This window comes from Dyadobacter sp. HNCC25DJ183, from assembly GCF_056895175.1.
This window is the reverse complement of the sequence record NZ_JBXHAP010000002.1, coordinates 477,499-495,076: the sequence shown is the minus strand read 5'-3', so window position 1 is coordinate 495,076 and position 17,578 is coordinate 477,499. Positions and strand designations below refer to the sequence as shown.

Here is a 17,578-nt window from a genome sequence, read left to right as displayed (position 1 = left end):
GTTTTGCAACTTATTCACCCACGCTAAGGCGCAGATTACTTCCCTTTTATCAACTTAATTATTTAATAAAAGCAGAGAGAGTTACTTTTTATTTTTTCTTACCTTTTGTTGGTGCTGCTGCAACCTGTCCTGGTTTTGGACGCTTAGCACCGTATTTAGAACGACGTTGTTTACGTCCGTTCACACCAGCAGTATCCAATGCACCACGGATAATGTGGTAACGAACACCTGGCAAATCCTTCACACGACCACCACGGATCAATACGATCGAGTGCTCCTGCAAGTTGTGGCCTTCACCTGGGATGTAGGCATTCACCTCTTTGTTGTTGGAAAGACGAACACGAGCTACTTTACGAAGTGCGGAGTTCGGTTTTTTGGGCGTTGTAGTGTACACTCTGGTGCACACACCCCTACGCTGAGGGCATGAATCCAAAGCCGGTGACTTTGATTTCCATGTAATGGTCTCTCTACCTTTACGGACTAATTGTGAAATAGTTGGCATTTAACAAATTGATTTTGATCTGATTAACAATCCGACCTATTGTTATGTAAACAGTTTTCCCGAAAAATCGGACTGCAAAAGTAATATTCCGCAACTGATTAGCAAAGCGTTACTGATCTTTTTTCCAAAAACAGGTTGTAAATCAACCATTTTTCTGCCGAAAACTCTCCTCTATTGATCACCGATAAAAATCTTTTCCACTTGTATCCAGAATTTTATTTCCAAACGTTCTTTATTAGTATTGTTTTTCAGAAACCCAGTGTGCGCGTCGAATCGTTTGATTTTATACTTTACATTATGAAACTTTTGCGGAGTGTCTTTACCCTCGTAATATTTGGTGCTCTTTTATCCGGCTGCAATTCGGCGATGCAAGCCTACAAAGACGGTCAAAAGAAATTTGCTAACGGAGAATACGACCTGGCGATAAAAGGTTTTCAAAAAGCTGCTCAGGAAAATTACGAACCTGTTCAAACAAGCTACTATATCGCCGAGTCTTACCGCCTTTCAAATCGATTTAAAGAAGCTATTCCCTTTTATAAGCAGGCCTTGGATGCTGGGCTGGCAAGCAACGATGCCCGCTTTCAGTATGCTTACGCATTGAAAACAGCTGGTCAGTACAGCGAAGCTTCTGCACAATTTGCCTCATTTGCCAAAGATACTGTTGGCTCGCAAGCCTTAAAGGACAGAGCATTGCGGGAGGTTGAAATTCTCCGCATTGCGGACAGGCTTAAAACGGAGAAAATGGAAGTGGAGGTTAAGAATATACCACTAAATACCGCGGGCTCTGAATTCTCCCCTACCATTCTTGGCAAAGAACTTGTTTTCTCTTCTTCCAAAAAAGAGAAAATCTATAAAAACAATGGGCAGGCAATGTTAGGACTATATAAGGTCTCTATCACCGAAGATCCGGGAGCGATTCAAGGCAATCCCGTTTTACTTAGCCCGGAAATTAATGCCGAAGAGGCAAATGAAGGTTCTCCTGCATTTTCACCCGATGGAAAAACGCTGGTTTTTGCAAGAGGAAACACGGGCAAGAAGAACAGCAGCAAGGATGTAGACCTTTACATGAGCCGCAATGTGGAAGGTAAATGGACTGCTCCCGCCATTCTCCCGATCAATGATTCACTTGCGTGGGATGGATCACCCGCTTTTTCGCGCGACGGGAAAACACTTTACTTCGCTTCAAACAGACCTGGTGGTGCCGGCGGAATTGACATATACCGTACCAATATGGATGCATCCGGCCGTTTCAGCAAGCCGGTGAACATGGGAAGGGATATTAACACTGCCGGAGATGATATGTTCCCGTATGTAGCCGAAGGTGGAAAACTTTACTTTGCGTCGGACGGACATCCCGGATTGGGCAAGCTGGACTTATTCTCAGCGACGCGCACTCAGGGAGTAATTACCATTGAAAATATGGGATTGCCCTTTAATAGCCCGCAAGATGATTTTGGACTAGTCTTTTACGAAGGTCTGACAAAAGGCTTCTTCTCTTCTAACCGGGAAGGTGGCAAAGGCGACGATGATATTTACTATTTCGCTGCGCCGGAAGAGCCAGACAGCACAACCATTGCTAAAAACAACGACCCTAACGATCCTCTAAACCCTAACAACCCGAACTTCATCAATGGAAAGCCGAAGGTAGTCCGGTATTTCCTTGGGGGAAATGTGATTACTGCGGGCCAGGGATCCACGCCGCTAGATTCGGCAATTGTGCACATTTATCCTGATACTTCCAATGTACAAATCGCGCAGCTGCCTACTACCAGCGATGGTAAGTTCGGGAAGCAGTCCGTTGAAGAAGGCAGGTCTTATGTATTACTGGCTGAACGGAAAGGCTATATCAGCAGACGCGAACCATTTTCAATGACAGGTCGCTCCATTCCACCGATATTCCTGACAAAAGAACTGACGGATACAACCTTCAATGTAACGATCAAGCTGGACAAGCTGGAATTGAACAAAACATTTGTCCTGGAAAACATATACTACGATTTGAACAAATACAACATTCGTCCCGATGCTGCTATCGAGCTGGATAAGCTTGTTCAAATCCTGAAAGATAATCCAAGTATGAACATCGAGCTGAGCTCCCATACGGATGCGCGCGCTACGGATGCATACAACATGACTTTATCTCAGAACAGAGCTGAGTCTGCAGTGGCTTACCTGAATTCTAAGGGAATTGATGCGGACAGAATGGTCGCAAAAGGATACGGCGAGCGGGAGCTGATTGTTCCGAATGCGAAAACAGAAGAAGAACACCAGCGTAACCGACGAACTGAGTTTACGATCCTGAGTTACTAAGCACAAAGAATCGACAAGAGATCCCGCTTCGGACAAGATTGTTCCGGAGCGGGATTTTGTTTTTAGCGTCCCTATCTTTGCCGATTATTTCCAATCACATTTTCATCACATTAATTAAGTTTAGGTAAATGGCGCAGCGCATTGTTTACTGGTTTAGAAATGACCTTCGATTGTTGGATAATGAAGCGTTATTGACAGCCTGCAACTCCTCAGAAGAAATACTCCCTGTTTTCGTTTTTGATCCAAGACAATATGAAAAAACCCGGCTGGGCTTTCGCCGGACAAGTGCTTTAAGAGCTCAGCAGCTGATAGAATGTATTGTTGATTTACAGAATAAGCTCAGGGAGAAAGGCGGTGACCTTTTACTTAGAATTGGAGAGCCCGAAAAGATCATCGCTCAGATCGCAGAAGATTTTGAAGCCAGCTATGTGTATTCCACCAAAGAAATTGCTCCGGAAGAAACAAGGATCGAGTCTTCTTTAAGCAAAAACCTCAAACTGCTCAATATCGATATCAAGCTATTCTGGACCGACACTTTGGTGCACGCCGCCGAACTACCTTTCCCTATCTCCAAGCTTCCATCCTCTTTCGCTGAGTTCGCCGGGAAAATGCAGGGTAACCTATCGATCAAAAATGCATTGCCTGAACCTGAGCAAATCAAATTACCCGCGGAGTACGAGGCAGGAGAATTGCCGTCGCTGAAAGATCTGCAAATTGATCCCGAAGAGATAGCATTCGTAAATGAAACTGTACCAGATTCTCAGGTGATGCCGTCAAATGCTGTGGATGTACTGTCAAAGTACCTGGAAACAGCAAGCGATCCTGCCGGTTTCCATGCATTGATTGATTCCGGTATTTCTCAGTTACTGTCTTTGGGTTACCTTTCTCCTAGGTACGTTTACCATGCCGTCCTTTCAATGCCCGAATCTGAAAAGCGGCAGAACCTGCTCCGTGACTTGCTGGAAAGAGATTATTTCCACTGGACATTGCTCCGTTTTGGTCCGAGAATTTTTAAGCCAAGTGGTGTAAAGCACCTGTTTGAGAAAAGATGGTCTAATGATAATACAGTCTTCGAGAAATGGATTAATGGAGAAACCGAAGATAATGCTGTGAATGCAATTATGAAGAAGTTGAAGACAGAAGGTAACCTCCCTGCATCTGAACGGCAGCAAAGTGCTGAATATCTGGCCAATACACTCGATATCAACTGGACCTGGGGAGCAATGTATTTTGAGAGCAATCTCAAAGATTACGAACCATCTGTGACCTGGGGCAAATGGAATAAAGTGGCGGGAGTTGGTCAGGATTAGGAAAACAGGATCAATCTGACCAATATCGAAACCCGCTATCCGGCCAAAAATCCGTCAAAATTGGCGGTGAGCCCGGTTATGTAGTTTTTAGTGCGGATTTTGCTAGATTTGGACAACTTTGATTGTTCATTAACTATTAACCGAATACTAAAATGTCAAAAGGATTAATCGCAGTTATAGTCGTGGTTCTTATACTCGGATTCGTCGGCTGTGGAAAATATAACGGACTTGTCGGAAAAGATGAAGTGGTAAAAGAATCCTGGGCGAAGGTGGAAAGCCAGTACCAGCGCCGCGCCGACCTGATCCCAAACCTCGTAAGCACAGTTAAAGGTGCCGCTGAGTTTGAAAAAGGTACATTGACCGCCGTAATTGAAGCACGTAGCAAAGCAACTCAAACAACCATACAGGCTGACGAGCTTACACCTGAAAACATATCCAAGTTTCAGGCTGCACAGGATCAGTTAAGCGGCTCACTTTCCAGGTTACTTGTTTCAGTTGAACAATATCCGCAACTGAAAGCCAACCAGAACTTCCTGGAATTACAGGCACAGCTGGAAGGCACGGAGAACCGGATTGGCGTCGCAAGAAATGACTTCAACACAGTTGTTAAAGATTATAACCAGGAAGTAAGGACTTTCCCTACCAACTTGTTTGCAGGCGTTTTCGGCTTCTCGCAAAAAGGTTACTTTACAGCAGCGGCCGGATCTGAAAAAGCTCCTTCCGTACAGTTCTAAACTGACGTGAAATGGTTTCCGGGTAACAAAGCCGGAAACCATTTTCTTTTCTTAGCAGCACTTCGCAGATACCTACATCAATTTTCCCATGGAAGCGCAATCCCTTTTTTTTACGGAAGAGCAGCAGCAACTTATCATCAATGCGATAATGGCAGCTGAAAAACAGACTTCGGGCGAAGTGAAGGTACATATTGAGAAGAAGTGCCCTAACCCGGATGTAATGGAAAGAGCTAAAGAGGTTTTCCTGGCTCTTAACCTGCATCAGACTGCCCAGCGAAACGGAGTTTTGTTTTACCTCGCCTACGAAGACCGGAAGTTTGCGGTACTAGGCGACAAGGGGATCAACGAAAAAGTACCCGCCGATTTCTGGGAAACAACAAAGAGTCTTTTGCGCAGCCATTTTTCACAAGGCTTGTTCCTGGAAGGACTTTGTAAAGGTATTGACGAGGCTGGATTTCAGCTGAAATCGCACTTTCCATACAACTCCGACGACATCAACGAACTTCCAGACGACATTTCGTTCGGACACTGAACCCATGAAGAAAATACTCTTAATACCCATTCTGCTGATCATTTCCCTTTGTAGCAGCTGGGCACAGGATATCCCTGCCAAACCAAATCCGCCTAAACTGGTCAATGACTTTGCAAATCAGCTCAGCGCTGACGAAAAGGCCAGTCTCGAACGGAAGCTGGTTGCTTACAACGATTCCACTTCCTCGCAGATCGTTATCGTAATTGTTCCCACAACCGGTGACTATCCCATCGCAGACTACGCGTTCAAAATTGGTCGGGAATGGGGAGTGGGGCAAAAAGACAAAGACAATGGTATCGTGCTATTGTGGGCGTCTACTGACCGGAAGGTTTTTATCAGTACCGGCTACGGAATGGAGGGTGCTATCCCTGATGCAATTGCCAAACGGATCATTTCTCAGGTAATTACGCCGCGTTTTAAGCAAAATCAGTTTTATCAGGGGTTGGATGAAGGTGTAGATATGATCTTCAAATACGCAACTGGTGAATACAAAGCTGAAAAGCAGGATAATAACGATGACAATGGAGGCTCCCCGCCGGTACTTATCATCGTTGCTTTTATTATGATCATCGCATTCATCATCATACGGAACCGGAACAATCGGGGGGGCCGTGGAGGTGGAGGAATTGGTGGCTTTGGCGGACCGATATTCTGGCCTTATACCACACACTCCGGCGGAGGCAGCTTTTCAGGAAACTGGGGTGGCGGCGGATTCGGAGGAGGTAGCGGTGGCTTCGGAGGATTTGGAGGAGGCAGCTTTGGAGGAGGAGGCGCAGGCGGTGACTACTAAATGAATGTCAATCAGTATAGATCTTATTTAAAGGCTCGGAAATGCATGTTTCCGGGCCTTTTCATTTAGTACCAGGTAAAGAGCTGCTTTTATTTCTACGTATAGTGATGGCATGGTTTTTGAACATACTCCATAAAAGATATAACTTTTAACCTAAACAATGTTTTATGGAACGGAAAAACAATACCGGCCTCTTAGTCGGATTGATCTTGATGACAATTATCGCTGCGGTTTTTGGATATCTTTATTATAATGAAAGAACCCTTTCTACCAAGCAATCGGCCGACCTCGAAACGCGCGTCAGCGAGCTGGCTGCTTCCGAGATAAAGCTAGACTCGATATCCAAACAGCTCGACGCGCGCATTCAGGAAGTACAAGGTTTGGGCGGTGATGTTGAAGAGCTTCAAAAAGTAAAAGCTTCACTTGAAAATGATCGTATTGCACTTCGGAAAGGCAATGCCAACATGGGCAGGAAGATCAAAGAGTATGAAAGTTTCCTCACGAAAAAAGATGAAGAGATCGCGCAACTCCGGGAAGAAAACCAGCAGCTGATCAGTCAGAACGAAACGCTGGCTCAAGAGAAGACGGAACTTCAAACCAGTAAACAAGCCGTAGCAGATTCACTTTCGACTGTAACAGCCAAAAACTCTGAACTTGAATCCAAGGTAACAATGGCAGCTGCATTGCGGGCACGGAATGTAAAAGTGTATGCGGTTTCCTCAAAAGGCAAGGTAAGAGAAGGCGAGAATGTGAAGGCAAAACGAATAGATAAAGTCCGTGTAGACTTCATGCTGGAAAAAAACCCATTAACGCAAACTGACAACAAGACTGTTTACCTCCGTATCATCGATCCAAGCGGCGCGACGATCTCCGATACGAAAACCGGTTCAGGTGTGTTCGATTACAATGGACAAGAGCAGGGTTTTACAATCAGCAAGGATGTAGCTTATACCAACAGCAACCAGGACGTAAGTATTATGTATGATCGCGACGCTGCATTTCCGTCGGGTAAATACACCATTGAATTATATTCGGAAGGCTTCTCCATTGGGGAAGGTTCATTTTCAGTAAAGTAATCAGGTAAACCGCAGTGTTTGTTCGCGGCGATGGTGTAAAGCACCACCGCCGCTTTTTTATGCATTTCTATATTTACCCATAATTCCTATCTTGCACCATAAAAACAATTGAGAATAACCCCAAAAACCAAATAAATAGCCTTCCTTATATGTCATCACAACTATCCCAAAAACACCCGAGAGGCCTCTATGTTTTGTTTTTTGCAGAGATGTGGGAGCGTTTCAGTTATTATGGCATGCGTGCTATCCTGCTGCTCTTTCTGCTTGATAATATAAGAGGAGGAATGGGAATGAGTGCAGCGGAGGGGACGGCCATTTACGGGCTTTATACCGCCTCCGTATATCTGCTTACACTGCCAGGCGGCTGGCTGGCAGACAATATTCTTGGTCAGAAAAAGGCTATCTGGTATGGAGGGATTGTCATCATGCTCGGGCACATTATCCTGGCAGTACCAGCCGGATCCGTGCTCTTCTTTATTGGGCTGAGCACCGTGGCCATTGGTACCGGGCTTTTAAAACCGAATATCAGCTCTATCGTAGGCGAGTTATACCCGGAGGGAGGTGCGCGGCGCGATGCAGCATTTTCCATTTTTTACATGGGCATCAACCTGGGTTCGTTCCTTGGAATCGCTATTGTAGGATACCTGGGTGAAAAAGTGAACTGGCACATGGGTTTTGGCGCTGCGGCGATCGGGATGTTGTTGGGGCTGGTTGTATTTCGTTACGGAAGTGCCACTTACCTGAAAGGACTTGGTGAAGTTCCGGCGGCCAAAGAAAAAGACCCGCTGAATGAGGCTCCGCAATCAGGCAACAACAAGTTACTGGGTTACGGACTGATCGCATTGCTCGTTGTGTTCCTGATCGTACTGCAATCTTCGGGTACCATTGACATGACCACCGCACAGGGCCTTGCGCAAGGTGCGGGTGTGATCATCGTATCCATTTCCGCCGCGTATTTCCTTTTCATTCTTATTGCAGGCGGACTTACACGCGTCGAGAAATACCGCGTTGGCGTATTGATTATCCTCTTTCTGGCCATTGCATTGTTCTGGGCAGGATATGAGCAGGCGGGCACATCCCTGCAAATCTTTGCTGAACGTCACACACAACGAATGATCGGCGGCTGGGAAGTACCTTCGAGCTGGTTCCAAAACTTCCAGCCCACCTTTGTACTGATCTTTGCACCTATTCTGGCCAGCTTGTGGATTTCTCTTTCATCAAAAAACCGCAACCCTTCCATTCCGGTCAAATTTGCAATGGGCCTAATCCTACTCGGTCTTAGCTTTTTTGTAATGGTAGCAGCATCCAACATTGCTGTCACGGGTGAGCTGGCTTCCCCTCTTTTCCTCACATTTACTTACCTGCTTCAAACCGTCGGTGAGCTGTGCGTAAGCCCGGTTGGACTTAGCTCTTATACCAAACTCGCTCCGAAACGCTATGTCAGCCAGTTAATGGGTATCTGGTTTGTAGGTGCTTCGCTGGGTAACCTTATTGCCGGGATTTTTGCGGGAGGGTTCGACGAGGGTAACATCATGCAAATGCCTGCATTATTTAATCAGGTGGCTATTATTACCACGATCTCCGGATTATTGCTGCTCGTTTTCTGGAAGCCGATCAAAGGCTGGATGGGCGGCATACACTGATTTACACATTTCAATAAATACTTCAACAACATTTCACAAAGATGAAATTAGCCAGTTTCGGTTATCATGCACTCGCCTTGTCGCTGTTGCTAGCGGGTTGCAAAAAGGAAAACGAACAGTCGGATACACAAAAAGTACCTGGCTTCGATATCAGCTCCCTTGATTCCACCGCCAAAGCCTGCGATGATTTTGACAGCTATGCCAACGGAGGCTGGAAAAAGAAAAACCCGATCCCCGGAACAGAAAGCCGATGGGGCGCATTCGGGATTTTGGATAAGGAAAACAAAGAGGTGCGGCTGAAAAGCATTATCGCCGAAATCGCGAGCAACAAAGACCGTAAAAAGGGAAGTGAAGAGCAGCAGATCGCCGATTACTATCAATCTTTCCTCGACACAGCTACAATTGAAAAGCGAGGCCTCTCGCCATTGAAACCATATCTTGACAAAATCAATGCGGTTACTTCCTTAAAGGAGCTTGTACCCGTAGCAGGTGAATTACAGAAATTGGGAGTGCCCAGTGTGGTCGGCTTTGGTGTAGATGCAGATTTGCGGAATAGTAAAATCAATATCCTGTATGAAGGCCAGGGTGGTCTGAGTTTAGGTGAAAAAAGTTATTACGAACGTACCGACTCAAGCACTGTTAAAGTCAGAAAAGAGTTTGTCGGACACGTAGATAAGATGTTCTCCCTAGCCGGGTTTACAGATCCAAAGCCTGGTCAGACCTTGCTTGACTTCGAAACAAAGCTGGCGAAACTGCAGCTAAGCAATGTGGAATTACGTGATCCTGTGAAGACCTATAACAAAATGGCCTTTGCCGATCTGGAAAAGCTGTTGCCTGCATTTGAAATGAAAACTTTTGCGGATAAGCAGGATATCAAAACTGACACGGTCATTGTTCAGAACAAAGCGTACCTGCAAAATCTGAACACTTTATTGAAAGCGACTCCGATCAGTACTTTGAAAATGTATACCAGATGGCAGCTGCTTTCACGCTTTGCCGGGTACCTTCCTAAGAGCTTCGATCAGGAAGATTTCCGCTTTTTTAGTACAGTAATGAGAGGTACAAAACAACAGAGGGTTCGTCAGGAAAGAGCGATAAGGTCAACGGATGGACTGTTGGGAATGCCGCTCGGCAAGCTGTTCTCGAAAAAATACTTCCCCGAAGAAGACAAGAAGAAGGTAGCTGAAATGATCGAGAATGTACGTACCGTGTACGGCGAGCGCATTGATAAATTAACCTGGATGAGCGACTCTACTAAGGCAAAGGCGCACAAGAAGCTCAAAGCATTTACTTACAAAATCGGCTATCCTGATAAATGGAAGGACTACTCAAGCATTGAGATCGCTCCAGATAAGTTATTCGAAAACGTAGTGTCCGCTGCGCTCTTCGGGCATAAGGAAGCTATTGACAAGATCGGTAAAGAAGTGGATAAGAAAGAATGGGGAATGACGCCGCAAACAGTAAATGCTTACTACAACCCATTGAACAATGAAGTAGTGTTCCCGGCCGGCATTTTGCAGCCGCCATTCTATAATCGTGACGCCGATGATGCGATTAACTACGGCGGGATAATTGCCGTAATCGGTCATGAATTCACGCACGGCTTCGACGATCAGGGTTCGCAGTTCGATGACGAAGGAAACCTGAAAAACTGGTGGACCGCTGCCGACAGAGCCAATTTCGATAAACTTACTAAAAGGTACATTGACTATTTCAGCGGCATTGAAGCTTTGCCTGGATTTAATATCAATGGCGCATTGACAATCGGGGAAAACGTAGCTGACCTCGGAGGCCTGACACTTGCCTACTACGCTTTGCAAAAATCATTTGAAGGTAAAAAAGAGCCTGAGCCGATAGACGGATTCAACTGGAAGCAGCGGTTTTTCCTCGGCTGGGCGCAGGTTTGGCACATGAACACGACCGACGAAGCATTACGGAACCAGGTTCAGACCGACCCGCACGCACCTGCCAAAGACAGGATCAATGGTCCGCTTCCACATTTAAAGGAGTTTGAGACTGCATTCGGCTGTACGCCGGGCAGCAAAATGATCCTGCCAGACTCAGCGAGGATTGTGATCTGGTGATGGAGTTCAGGAGTTTATGAGTTCATGAGTTCATTAGTTTATGAGTTCAGAAGTTGGAAGTATTGATCTATAAACTCTAAACTCATAAACTTCAAACTCCAAACCTCACTTCCCTGCAACATATTTGTTCCGATAAGCACTTGGACTGCATCCCTTAGCCTGCCTGAATTGGCGGGCTATATTTTTGCTGTCTGTTAAGCCCATATCCAATGCAATTTCAAATACTGACATATCTGTATCCAGCAGTTTCTGGGTGAATTTCTCGATGCGGAGATTGAAGATGTATTTGTAGATAGGGTAACCGGTAATTTCAAGAAAGCGCTTTTCCAATGCACGCCGCGACAGCGGGACCTGCTTTACTACCTCATCAACATGAAGATTCTTCTCGATATTCTGGTGAATGTATTTTAAAGAAGAGGCGATGTGATCGTCGTTGGTAGCATAAATATCAGTGGAATGCCGCGTAATTACCTGCATTGGCTTCACTATGATATCATCGTATTTGCCGGTGCCGTGCTGGATCATGTGGTCAAGCAACTTCGCAGCATCATAACCGCCTTTTTCCACGTCCAATGCGATACTTGAAAGCGGCGGGTCTGACAGATCGCAGATCATTTCGTCATTATCAACGCCGAGCACTGCTACTTCTTCCGGAATGCGGATGCCCACGTGCCGGCAGGCCTCGGTGATATGCTGGCCCTGATTGTCATCGCAGGTCATCAAACCGATCGGCTTTGGTAGCGATTTCAGCCAGCGGCTCAATGAACTGGGCTTGTAGTACCAGAGCTCCGTCGATCGCGCTTTTTTATGTTCAAAGTAATGAACCTGGTGCCCTTTTGATTTAAGTCTTTCTTCAAAACCTTCTGCCCGCTCCCTTGACCAGACAATGTCATTAAAACCGTAAAACGCAAAATTGGTAAACCCCTTTTTCAGGAAGTAATCTGCACCCAGCTGGCCTGCTTCGTGGTAGGCACCGGTAATATTGGGAATCTCGGTAAAACGTTCCTTGAAATCCTGGGCAATAACGGGAATGCCCGCCTTGACGATCTTGTCAATCTCCTTATTATAAAGCTGTCCCACAATTCCATCCGCCCCCCATTCCAGCGCCCATTGCAGGATACCGTCGATCCCGATCGTTTCCCGGTGAAACAGCGGCATCCGGCAGAAGATCCACGGACCAAACTCCTTTGAATACGCATTGATACCCTTCATCAGGCTCTTACTGTATTCCTCCGCAAAGTCAAGAAGCAGAATGATCTTGTACATGGCTGTTAGCTGTTAGCTGTTAGCTGTTAGCTGTTAGCTGTTAGCTGTTAGCTGTTAGCTGTTAGCTGTTAGCTGTTAGAAAAATGGGAGTCCAAATTGTCTACTCATGAAAAAATAAAAGCTAATCGCTAATAGCTCTTCAAAACAAATCTTTGACGCTGCTGACAGTCGCATTATTAACCAAAGGCCTGGCCCAAATTCCGATGCTGAGTATGTATGCCAATGGGATGAGAAGAAACAGCATGGCGGACTGCAAACCAAAAAACTGGCCCAGACCACCAACGATCAAAGGAACCACCGCACCGCCCGCAATGCCGGCGCACAATATTCCGGAGAATGTACCATGATGTCGCGGCACCGAATTTAATGCGAGTGAAAAGATCACCGAATACATCACAGATGCAAAAAAGCCGGTGAGCGGAAAACCGTAGAGCGCCATTTCTTTTGAACCAAACAATGCAGCCAGCAATGCGATTACTGCGCCTGTGGTAAAGAAGATCAGCACTTTCCGGCTGTCGATCAATTTGAGCAAGAGTAAACCAAGAAAACAGCCGACCGTCAGCAAACCCCAGAAGTAAGAGATCACAGACGCGCCGGTCGTAGCCGGATCGACACCGTGGTAAGTCTGCAGGAACTGTGAAATCCAGTTGGCAATACCCTGCTCGGTACCTACGTAAGCAAAAATACCCAGGAAGAACAGCCAGACCTTCCGTGAGGCGGCAAGCTCCCTGAACGAATTACCTACATCAATCCGCTCCTCTTCCAGGAGTTCGACTTTTGGGAATTTCACAAACGAAATCAACAAAACCATGATCAGCGCGATCACTGAGAAAACCCAGTAAAGTGAAACCCACCGCAGGTTTTCAGGAACAAGATCATTTAAAATATCAATAACAAAACCCGATTCTCCCGAATGCACGTGGAGCACCAGATAAGTATATAACAGCGGGCTCAGAAAAGAAGCAGCACCGAAAAACAGCTGGGCCAAAACAGAAAAAAAAGCAAAGCGCTCTTCACCCCCTGCCACCCGCAGAAGCGGATTGATCACGACTTGCAGCATCGCCATTCCGATACCGATCAGAAAAAGCGAAAACAATGCAATTGCGAATCCCGGCAAAACGGCAAACAGCAGCGCACCCATAAACGCAAGTAGAAATGCCGCGATCAGAATACGCTTTTCACCGTATTTTTCAACCATTAACCCCGCAGGAATGGACATTACCCCATAAGCTACAAAAAACGCAAAAGGCAGGAAACCCGCCAGCCCAAGGCTCAGACTGAAACTTCTCACAATATCAGGGATGATCGGTCCCAGGATGTTTGTAAGAAATGAAATGACGAAAAATATCAGCAGGATCAGAACTACAATGAAGCTGTTTCTTTGCATGAGGGTTTGTATGGAATCAAGCTTCGGATTAAGGTACGCTGACCACGCTTGTGCGGCCCGATCTGCCTGCAATGTCAAAGCATTTCAGCTTCACAGTGCCTGTAACTTTCACAGGGGCTTCATACAAGTCAGACTTGGCTGTTGGCTCCGACCCGTCGGTTGTATACCTGATCACTAGTCCAGGGAGCTCCGAGTTGGCTTTCAGCATACCGCTTTCTATGACAGCGCCCGGCATTGGCATCCTGTAATTGTATCCTCCATTGATATACGCCCATTTCGGAAGTGCTTTCTGCGCCATGGTATTGGCAAAAAGATTCCAGCCTTCCTGCATCATTTTCTTTCTGGCAGCATCGTCAGCAACAAACTCCCATTTCCTTTCGGCAGCCCAGGCACTTTCTGAAAAACCAAGCAGCTTGGGCAGGATCATATATTCCATCATATCGCGGCCCTTGATCGTTTCGCACCAAAGCTGCGCTTCTATACCCAGGATGTTCTTTCTTGCGGCAGGTTTCAGCTGTTCCTTACCGACAAACTCCTCTTTCATAGGCTTGCCCATTGCCGTCTCCTCGGTAGTCTTGAACATATTGAATGGCGCAAAAGCCCAGTTATCCCAGGTATCGACAAACCCACCCCAGTACAAGCCAGGCTCCTTGGGATCGTTATTGTAGGACATATCAAAATAGAAATTGGTCACGTTGCAAAGTACCACCTGATAGCCCGCATTCGCCATTCTATAACCCAGATCAACATCGAACACATTGTTCCAGATATAAGGCACTACCGGACGGTTAACAAACTCCGGGTTAGCCAGGTAAGCGCCGGTAGCTGTTTTTGTCAATGCAACTTCTTCCCAGCCATGTACTTTCAGGTTCCGCTTTTCAAGTCTTGGCAGCAGGTTCCTGACAAAGTAAGTCTGCAAATTGCGGTACTCCTTGATCTCCGGATGCTCTTTCATGAGCTTCGCAATGTTAGGTGACTTCGTCCATACACCTTCTGCAACCTCGTCTCCGCCGGTATGGAATGTGTCAAGTGTCAACCCGGCCTGCTTATACAGCTTTGCTATTTCATCTACCACTTTCTCGTAAAAATGGTAAGTCGACTCACGTGAAATGTCAACCACATTATTCTTATATGCTTGCGCCGACAGGTAAACCGACTTATCCGCAGGATCAATCAACCTGTACTCATTTGCTTCCTTTTCCTTGCCTTCTTTCATTAAACGCTCATACCGCGCCTCCATTGATTTGATGGCCGCCAATGCGTGTCCCGGAAAATTAACTTCCGGAATAACCTTAATGTGGCGCTCGGCAGCATATTTAAGTATCTCGACAAAATCCGCTTTCGTATAGAAACCACTTCCATATTTGCCTTTATCATTGGCTTTTGGACCGGAACCGTATGCAGGATGTAATGCAGAAGCTTCCATTCCCGACGTGTGCTGCCGATGCGCGCCAACCTCGGTCAGCTCAGGCAGGCCGTCAATTTCCAGCCGCCAGCCTTCGTCTTCCGTGATGTAAAAAAGAAAGTGATTGATCTTATAGGAAGCCAGCAGGTCCAGTACGCGCTTGATCGATTCTTTGGTCTGGAAATTACGTCCAACATCCAAATGCATGCTCCTGAACTGAAAGCGGGGTGCATCCTCTACCTGCACATAATTGAAAACGACAGGCGTGCCTTGCTTTTGATAAACTTCAACGGGCGCAAGTTGTACCAGGCTTTGCACTGCATAAAAAACACCCGCAGCATTGCTTCCCGTAATGGAGATTCCCGTCTCTCCTATCGCCAGCTTATAAGCCTCCCGCGAAATCCCATTCACATTAACCGGCCCAGTTCTCAAAACAATGGCCGGTGCTTCCGCAGAGTCACCAGTAGGCACCCCTGCACGTATAGGCAGGTCCGTGCCTGTCATTTCACGAAGTTTCTGAATCAGGAACTTTGCCTCGTTTTCTAAACCATCCTGGTAAAATACCTGCGTTTGGCTGCTGAGCGTGAATGTACCCTGTCCTGCGGTAAGCTTCACCGGACTTGGGATGATTTTCAACAGCTGATCTGCGGCTACTTTGGTAAAAGGTAAGTTGTGTTTATATCTTGTTTCTGCCGTAGGAATTGGCATCAAGTCTCTTTTTCCTCTCAGGATCTGTTCTTTGGCAACAAAAGGCTCCACAGCATACTCGGTGACCTGCACGATCTCCTTCTCTTTGCCTTCATCATCATAAAAAACAAAATACAAGCCCATTGGCGCATCCGTTTCTTTGATAATTGACTCGGTGCCTGTATAATTGACTATCACCGAATCGCCCGGAGCGAGTTTAAAATCCTTTGCAGCTACCATTCTGTACCAATCGCCATTGATATGCTCTACTGTGGCAGGTTGCGGCGTTTTGTTAGTTTGGATTGGTCGTGGCGACATGTTAAAGAACAACTTCCAATTCGTACCGTCCAAAGTGATATCACTACCGTTTTTGATCACGAACCTGGCCTCGAAACTACCGTCAGGCTCACCAAAGTTGTTCACCAGCTTCCAGGAAACACGGATTTTCTCGGCTTGCTCCTTGCTGATCTGGCCCGATTTGCCACAGCCCGAAAGGAAGAGGATCGCGATAACGAGAAACTGATAGTTGAATAATTTTTTCATAAGGTTTGAATACGGATTTGCCGGTGCCAGTGACTTTTAGGGTAAGAGAGTAAGTATTTGACGATTGTAATACTGATAAGTCGGCAAAATATACTAGCGCGGGTGATTTACCAGCAGTAATATTCATTTAATTATGCGCCTGATAGTCTTTCCAAAACATTCACCTGTAATACAGCTTAAAAATGGTGGATTAATGCAAAAACTAACGGGAACAACTTCCAGGCTTTCGTCGCTTGATGCAATGCGCGGATTCACGATCGCGGCTATGATTATGGTTAACTTTCCCGGGGACGAAGACCATGTTTTTCCCACACTTAGCCATTCAAAATGGAATGGACTTACATTCACAGACCTTATCGCACCTGTTTTTCTGTTCATCGTGGGTGTGTCCATTGCACTCGCCTATTCAAAAAATCAGACCGGAAACGGGGATAACTCCGCCTTGCACCGAAAAATCCTGATCCGGTCTGTCAAGATCTTCGCTGTGGGAATGTTCCTGAATATGCTACCCCATTTCAACTTCTCCGACCTGCGGTATACAGGTACGCTGCATCGCATTGCGATCGTATTTCTGGTATGCGCACTGCTCTTTCTGAATACAAGCTGGAAACAGCAGGCTATCGTAGCAGCTGCAATATTGGTCGGCTACTGGCTGGCTATGACACTGATCCCGACTCCGACAGCAGGAATCGTAGTGCTCGAACCCGGCCTGAACCTCGCCGCGTGGGTAGACCAGCAATACCTGCCCGGCAAAATGTGGCAGGGCAACTGGGATCCGGAAGGAATACTGAGCACCTTCCCGGCGATCGCCACCGGGATCACGGGAATGCTCGCTGGCAGGGTACTTCTGCTGCCAGCAACAGCAAATGAAAAAAGCAACTATCTGGTTTCCGGCGGCTTCTTAGCTGCTTGTGCAGGATACTTCTGGGGACTTACCTTTCCCGTAAATGAGAATCTGTGGACGAGCTCCTTTGTATTGGTTACCTCAGGATTTGCCTCCATGCTCCTGGGTGTACTGTACTTTGTTATTGATATTAAAAACAAAAAAGCAGCAATTACACCGGGCGTCATATTCGGCGCCAATGCGATTGCTGCCTATGTACTGGCTGATATCCTTTCCATTCCGTTTTATCAATGGGAAATTTCAGGAAGAACACTGAACGAGATTGGCGTCAGCATATTCGTCTCAGCAGGGATAAGCATGAAACTGGCGAGCATGCTTTATGCGCTGTTCTTTGTTGGTATCAATTTCATCCCCGTCTATCTGCTGTTCAGAAGAAGGATTTTCATCAAACTATGAAATGGGAGA

General features: G+C 46.3%; 13 protein-coding genes. 9 read left to right on the top strand and 4 right to left on the bottom strand.

Translation table 11 applies throughout. From position 1 onward, the window contains the following. Window positions 1-88: 88 nt before the first annotated feature. Complete coding sequence (rpsL, locus tag AC1XTG_RS06030) at window positions 89-502, bottom strand: 30S ribosomal protein S12 (protein WP_026631225.1); 414 nt, start codon at window positions 500-502, stop codon at window positions 89-91. A 297-nt stretch (window positions 503-799) separates the two neighbouring features. On the opposite strand from rpsL, the gene AC1XTG_RS06025 reads away from it, so the two are divergent. From AC1XTG_RS06025 to AC1XTG_RS05990, 8 genes are all read left to right on the top strand, one after another. Continuing rightward, entirely contained in the window at window positions 800-2,812 is a 2,013-nt protein-coding gene (locus tag AC1XTG_RS06025) for a CHU_0125 family OmpA-like outer membrane integrity protein (protein ID WP_484841364.1), read from the top strand. Between the two features lie 128 nt (window positions 2,813-2,940). Next, a complete protein-coding gene (locus tag AC1XTG_RS06020) occupies window positions 2,941-4,122 on the top strand; it encodes a deoxyribodipyrimidine photo-lyase (protein ID WP_484841363.1) in 1,182 nt (393 codons plus the stop codon). A gap of 152 nt (window positions 4,123-4,274) precedes the next feature. After that, window positions 4,275-4,856 (top strand): LemA family protein, encoded by a 582-nt coding sequence (locus tag AC1XTG_RS06015; RefSeq protein ID WP_056280028.1) that lies wholly within the window; start codon window positions 4,275-4,277, stop codon window positions 4,854-4,856. 88 nt (window positions 4,857-4,944) lie between these two features. Next, window positions 4,945-5,388 carry a TPM domain-containing protein gene (locus AC1XTG_RS06010; protein ID WP_056280026.1) on the top strand — a complete coding sequence of 148 codons (444 nt, stop codon included), beginning with the start codon at window positions 4,945-4,947 and terminating at the stop codon, window positions 5,386-5,388. A 4-nt stretch (window positions 5,389-5,392) separates the two neighbouring features. Continuing rightward, entirely contained in the window at window positions 5,393-6,178 is a 786-nt protein-coding gene (locus AC1XTG_RS06005; RefSeq protein WP_484841362.1) for a TPM domain-containing protein, read from the top strand. 167 nt (window positions 6,179-6,345) lie between these two features. Next, window positions 6,346-7,254 carry a hypothetical protein gene (locus tag AC1XTG_RS06000; protein ID WP_056280021.1) on the top strand — a complete coding sequence of 303 codons (909 nt, stop codon included), beginning with the start codon at window positions 6,346-6,348 and terminating at the stop codon, window positions 7,252-7,254. Window positions 7,255-7,403: 149 nt separating this feature from the next. After that, on the top strand, window positions 7,404-8,897 hold the full coding sequence (locus AC1XTG_RS05995) for a peptide MFS transporter (protein WP_056280019.1): 1,494 nt from the start codon (window positions 7,404-7,406) through the stop codon (window positions 8,895-8,897). A 41-nt stretch (window positions 8,898-8,938) separates the two neighbouring features. Further along, window positions 8,939-10,981, top strand: coding sequence for a M13 family metallopeptidase (locus tag AC1XTG_RS05990; protein WP_056280017.1), 2,043 nt, complete (start codon window positions 8,939-8,941; stop codon window positions 10,979-10,981). Between the two features lie 105 nt (window positions 10,982-11,086). On the opposite strand, the gene AC1XTG_RS05985 is transcribed toward AC1XTG_RS05990, so the two are convergent. The 3 genes from AC1XTG_RS05985 to AC1XTG_RS05975 all read right to left on the bottom strand — a co-directional run bounded on the left by AC1XTG_RS05985 (window position 11,087) and on the right by AC1XTG_RS05975 (window position 16,269). Next, window positions 11,087-12,247 carry a XylR family transcriptional regulator gene (locus tag AC1XTG_RS05985; protein WP_484841361.1) on the bottom strand — a complete coding sequence of 387 codons (1,161 nt, stop codon included), beginning with the start codon at window positions 12,245-12,247 and terminating at the stop codon, window positions 11,087-11,089. 139 nt (window positions 12,248-12,386) lie between these two features. Beyond that, complete coding sequence (locus AC1XTG_RS05980; RefSeq protein ID WP_484841360.1) at window positions 12,387-13,634, bottom strand: MFS transporter; 1,248 nt, start codon at window positions 13,632-13,634, stop codon at window positions 12,387-12,389. A gap of 28 nt (window positions 13,635-13,662) precedes the next feature. Further along, window positions 13,663-16,269, bottom strand: a complete 2,607-nt coding sequence (locus AC1XTG_RS05975; RefSeq protein ID WP_484841359.1) for a family 20 glycosylhydrolase — start codon at window positions 16,267-16,269, stop codon at window positions 13,663-13,665. Between the two features lie 193 nt (window positions 16,270-16,462). Here AC1XTG_RS05975 and AC1XTG_RS05970 point away from each other — a divergent pair, with 193 nt between their 5' ends. Beyond that, window positions 16,463-17,569 carry an acyltransferase family protein gene (locus tag AC1XTG_RS05970; RefSeq protein ID WP_056280010.1) on the top strand — a complete coding sequence of 369 codons (1,107 nt, stop codon included), beginning with the start codon at window positions 16,463-16,465 and terminating at the stop codon, window positions 17,567-17,569. Window positions 17,570-17,578: the final 9 nt, after the last annotated feature.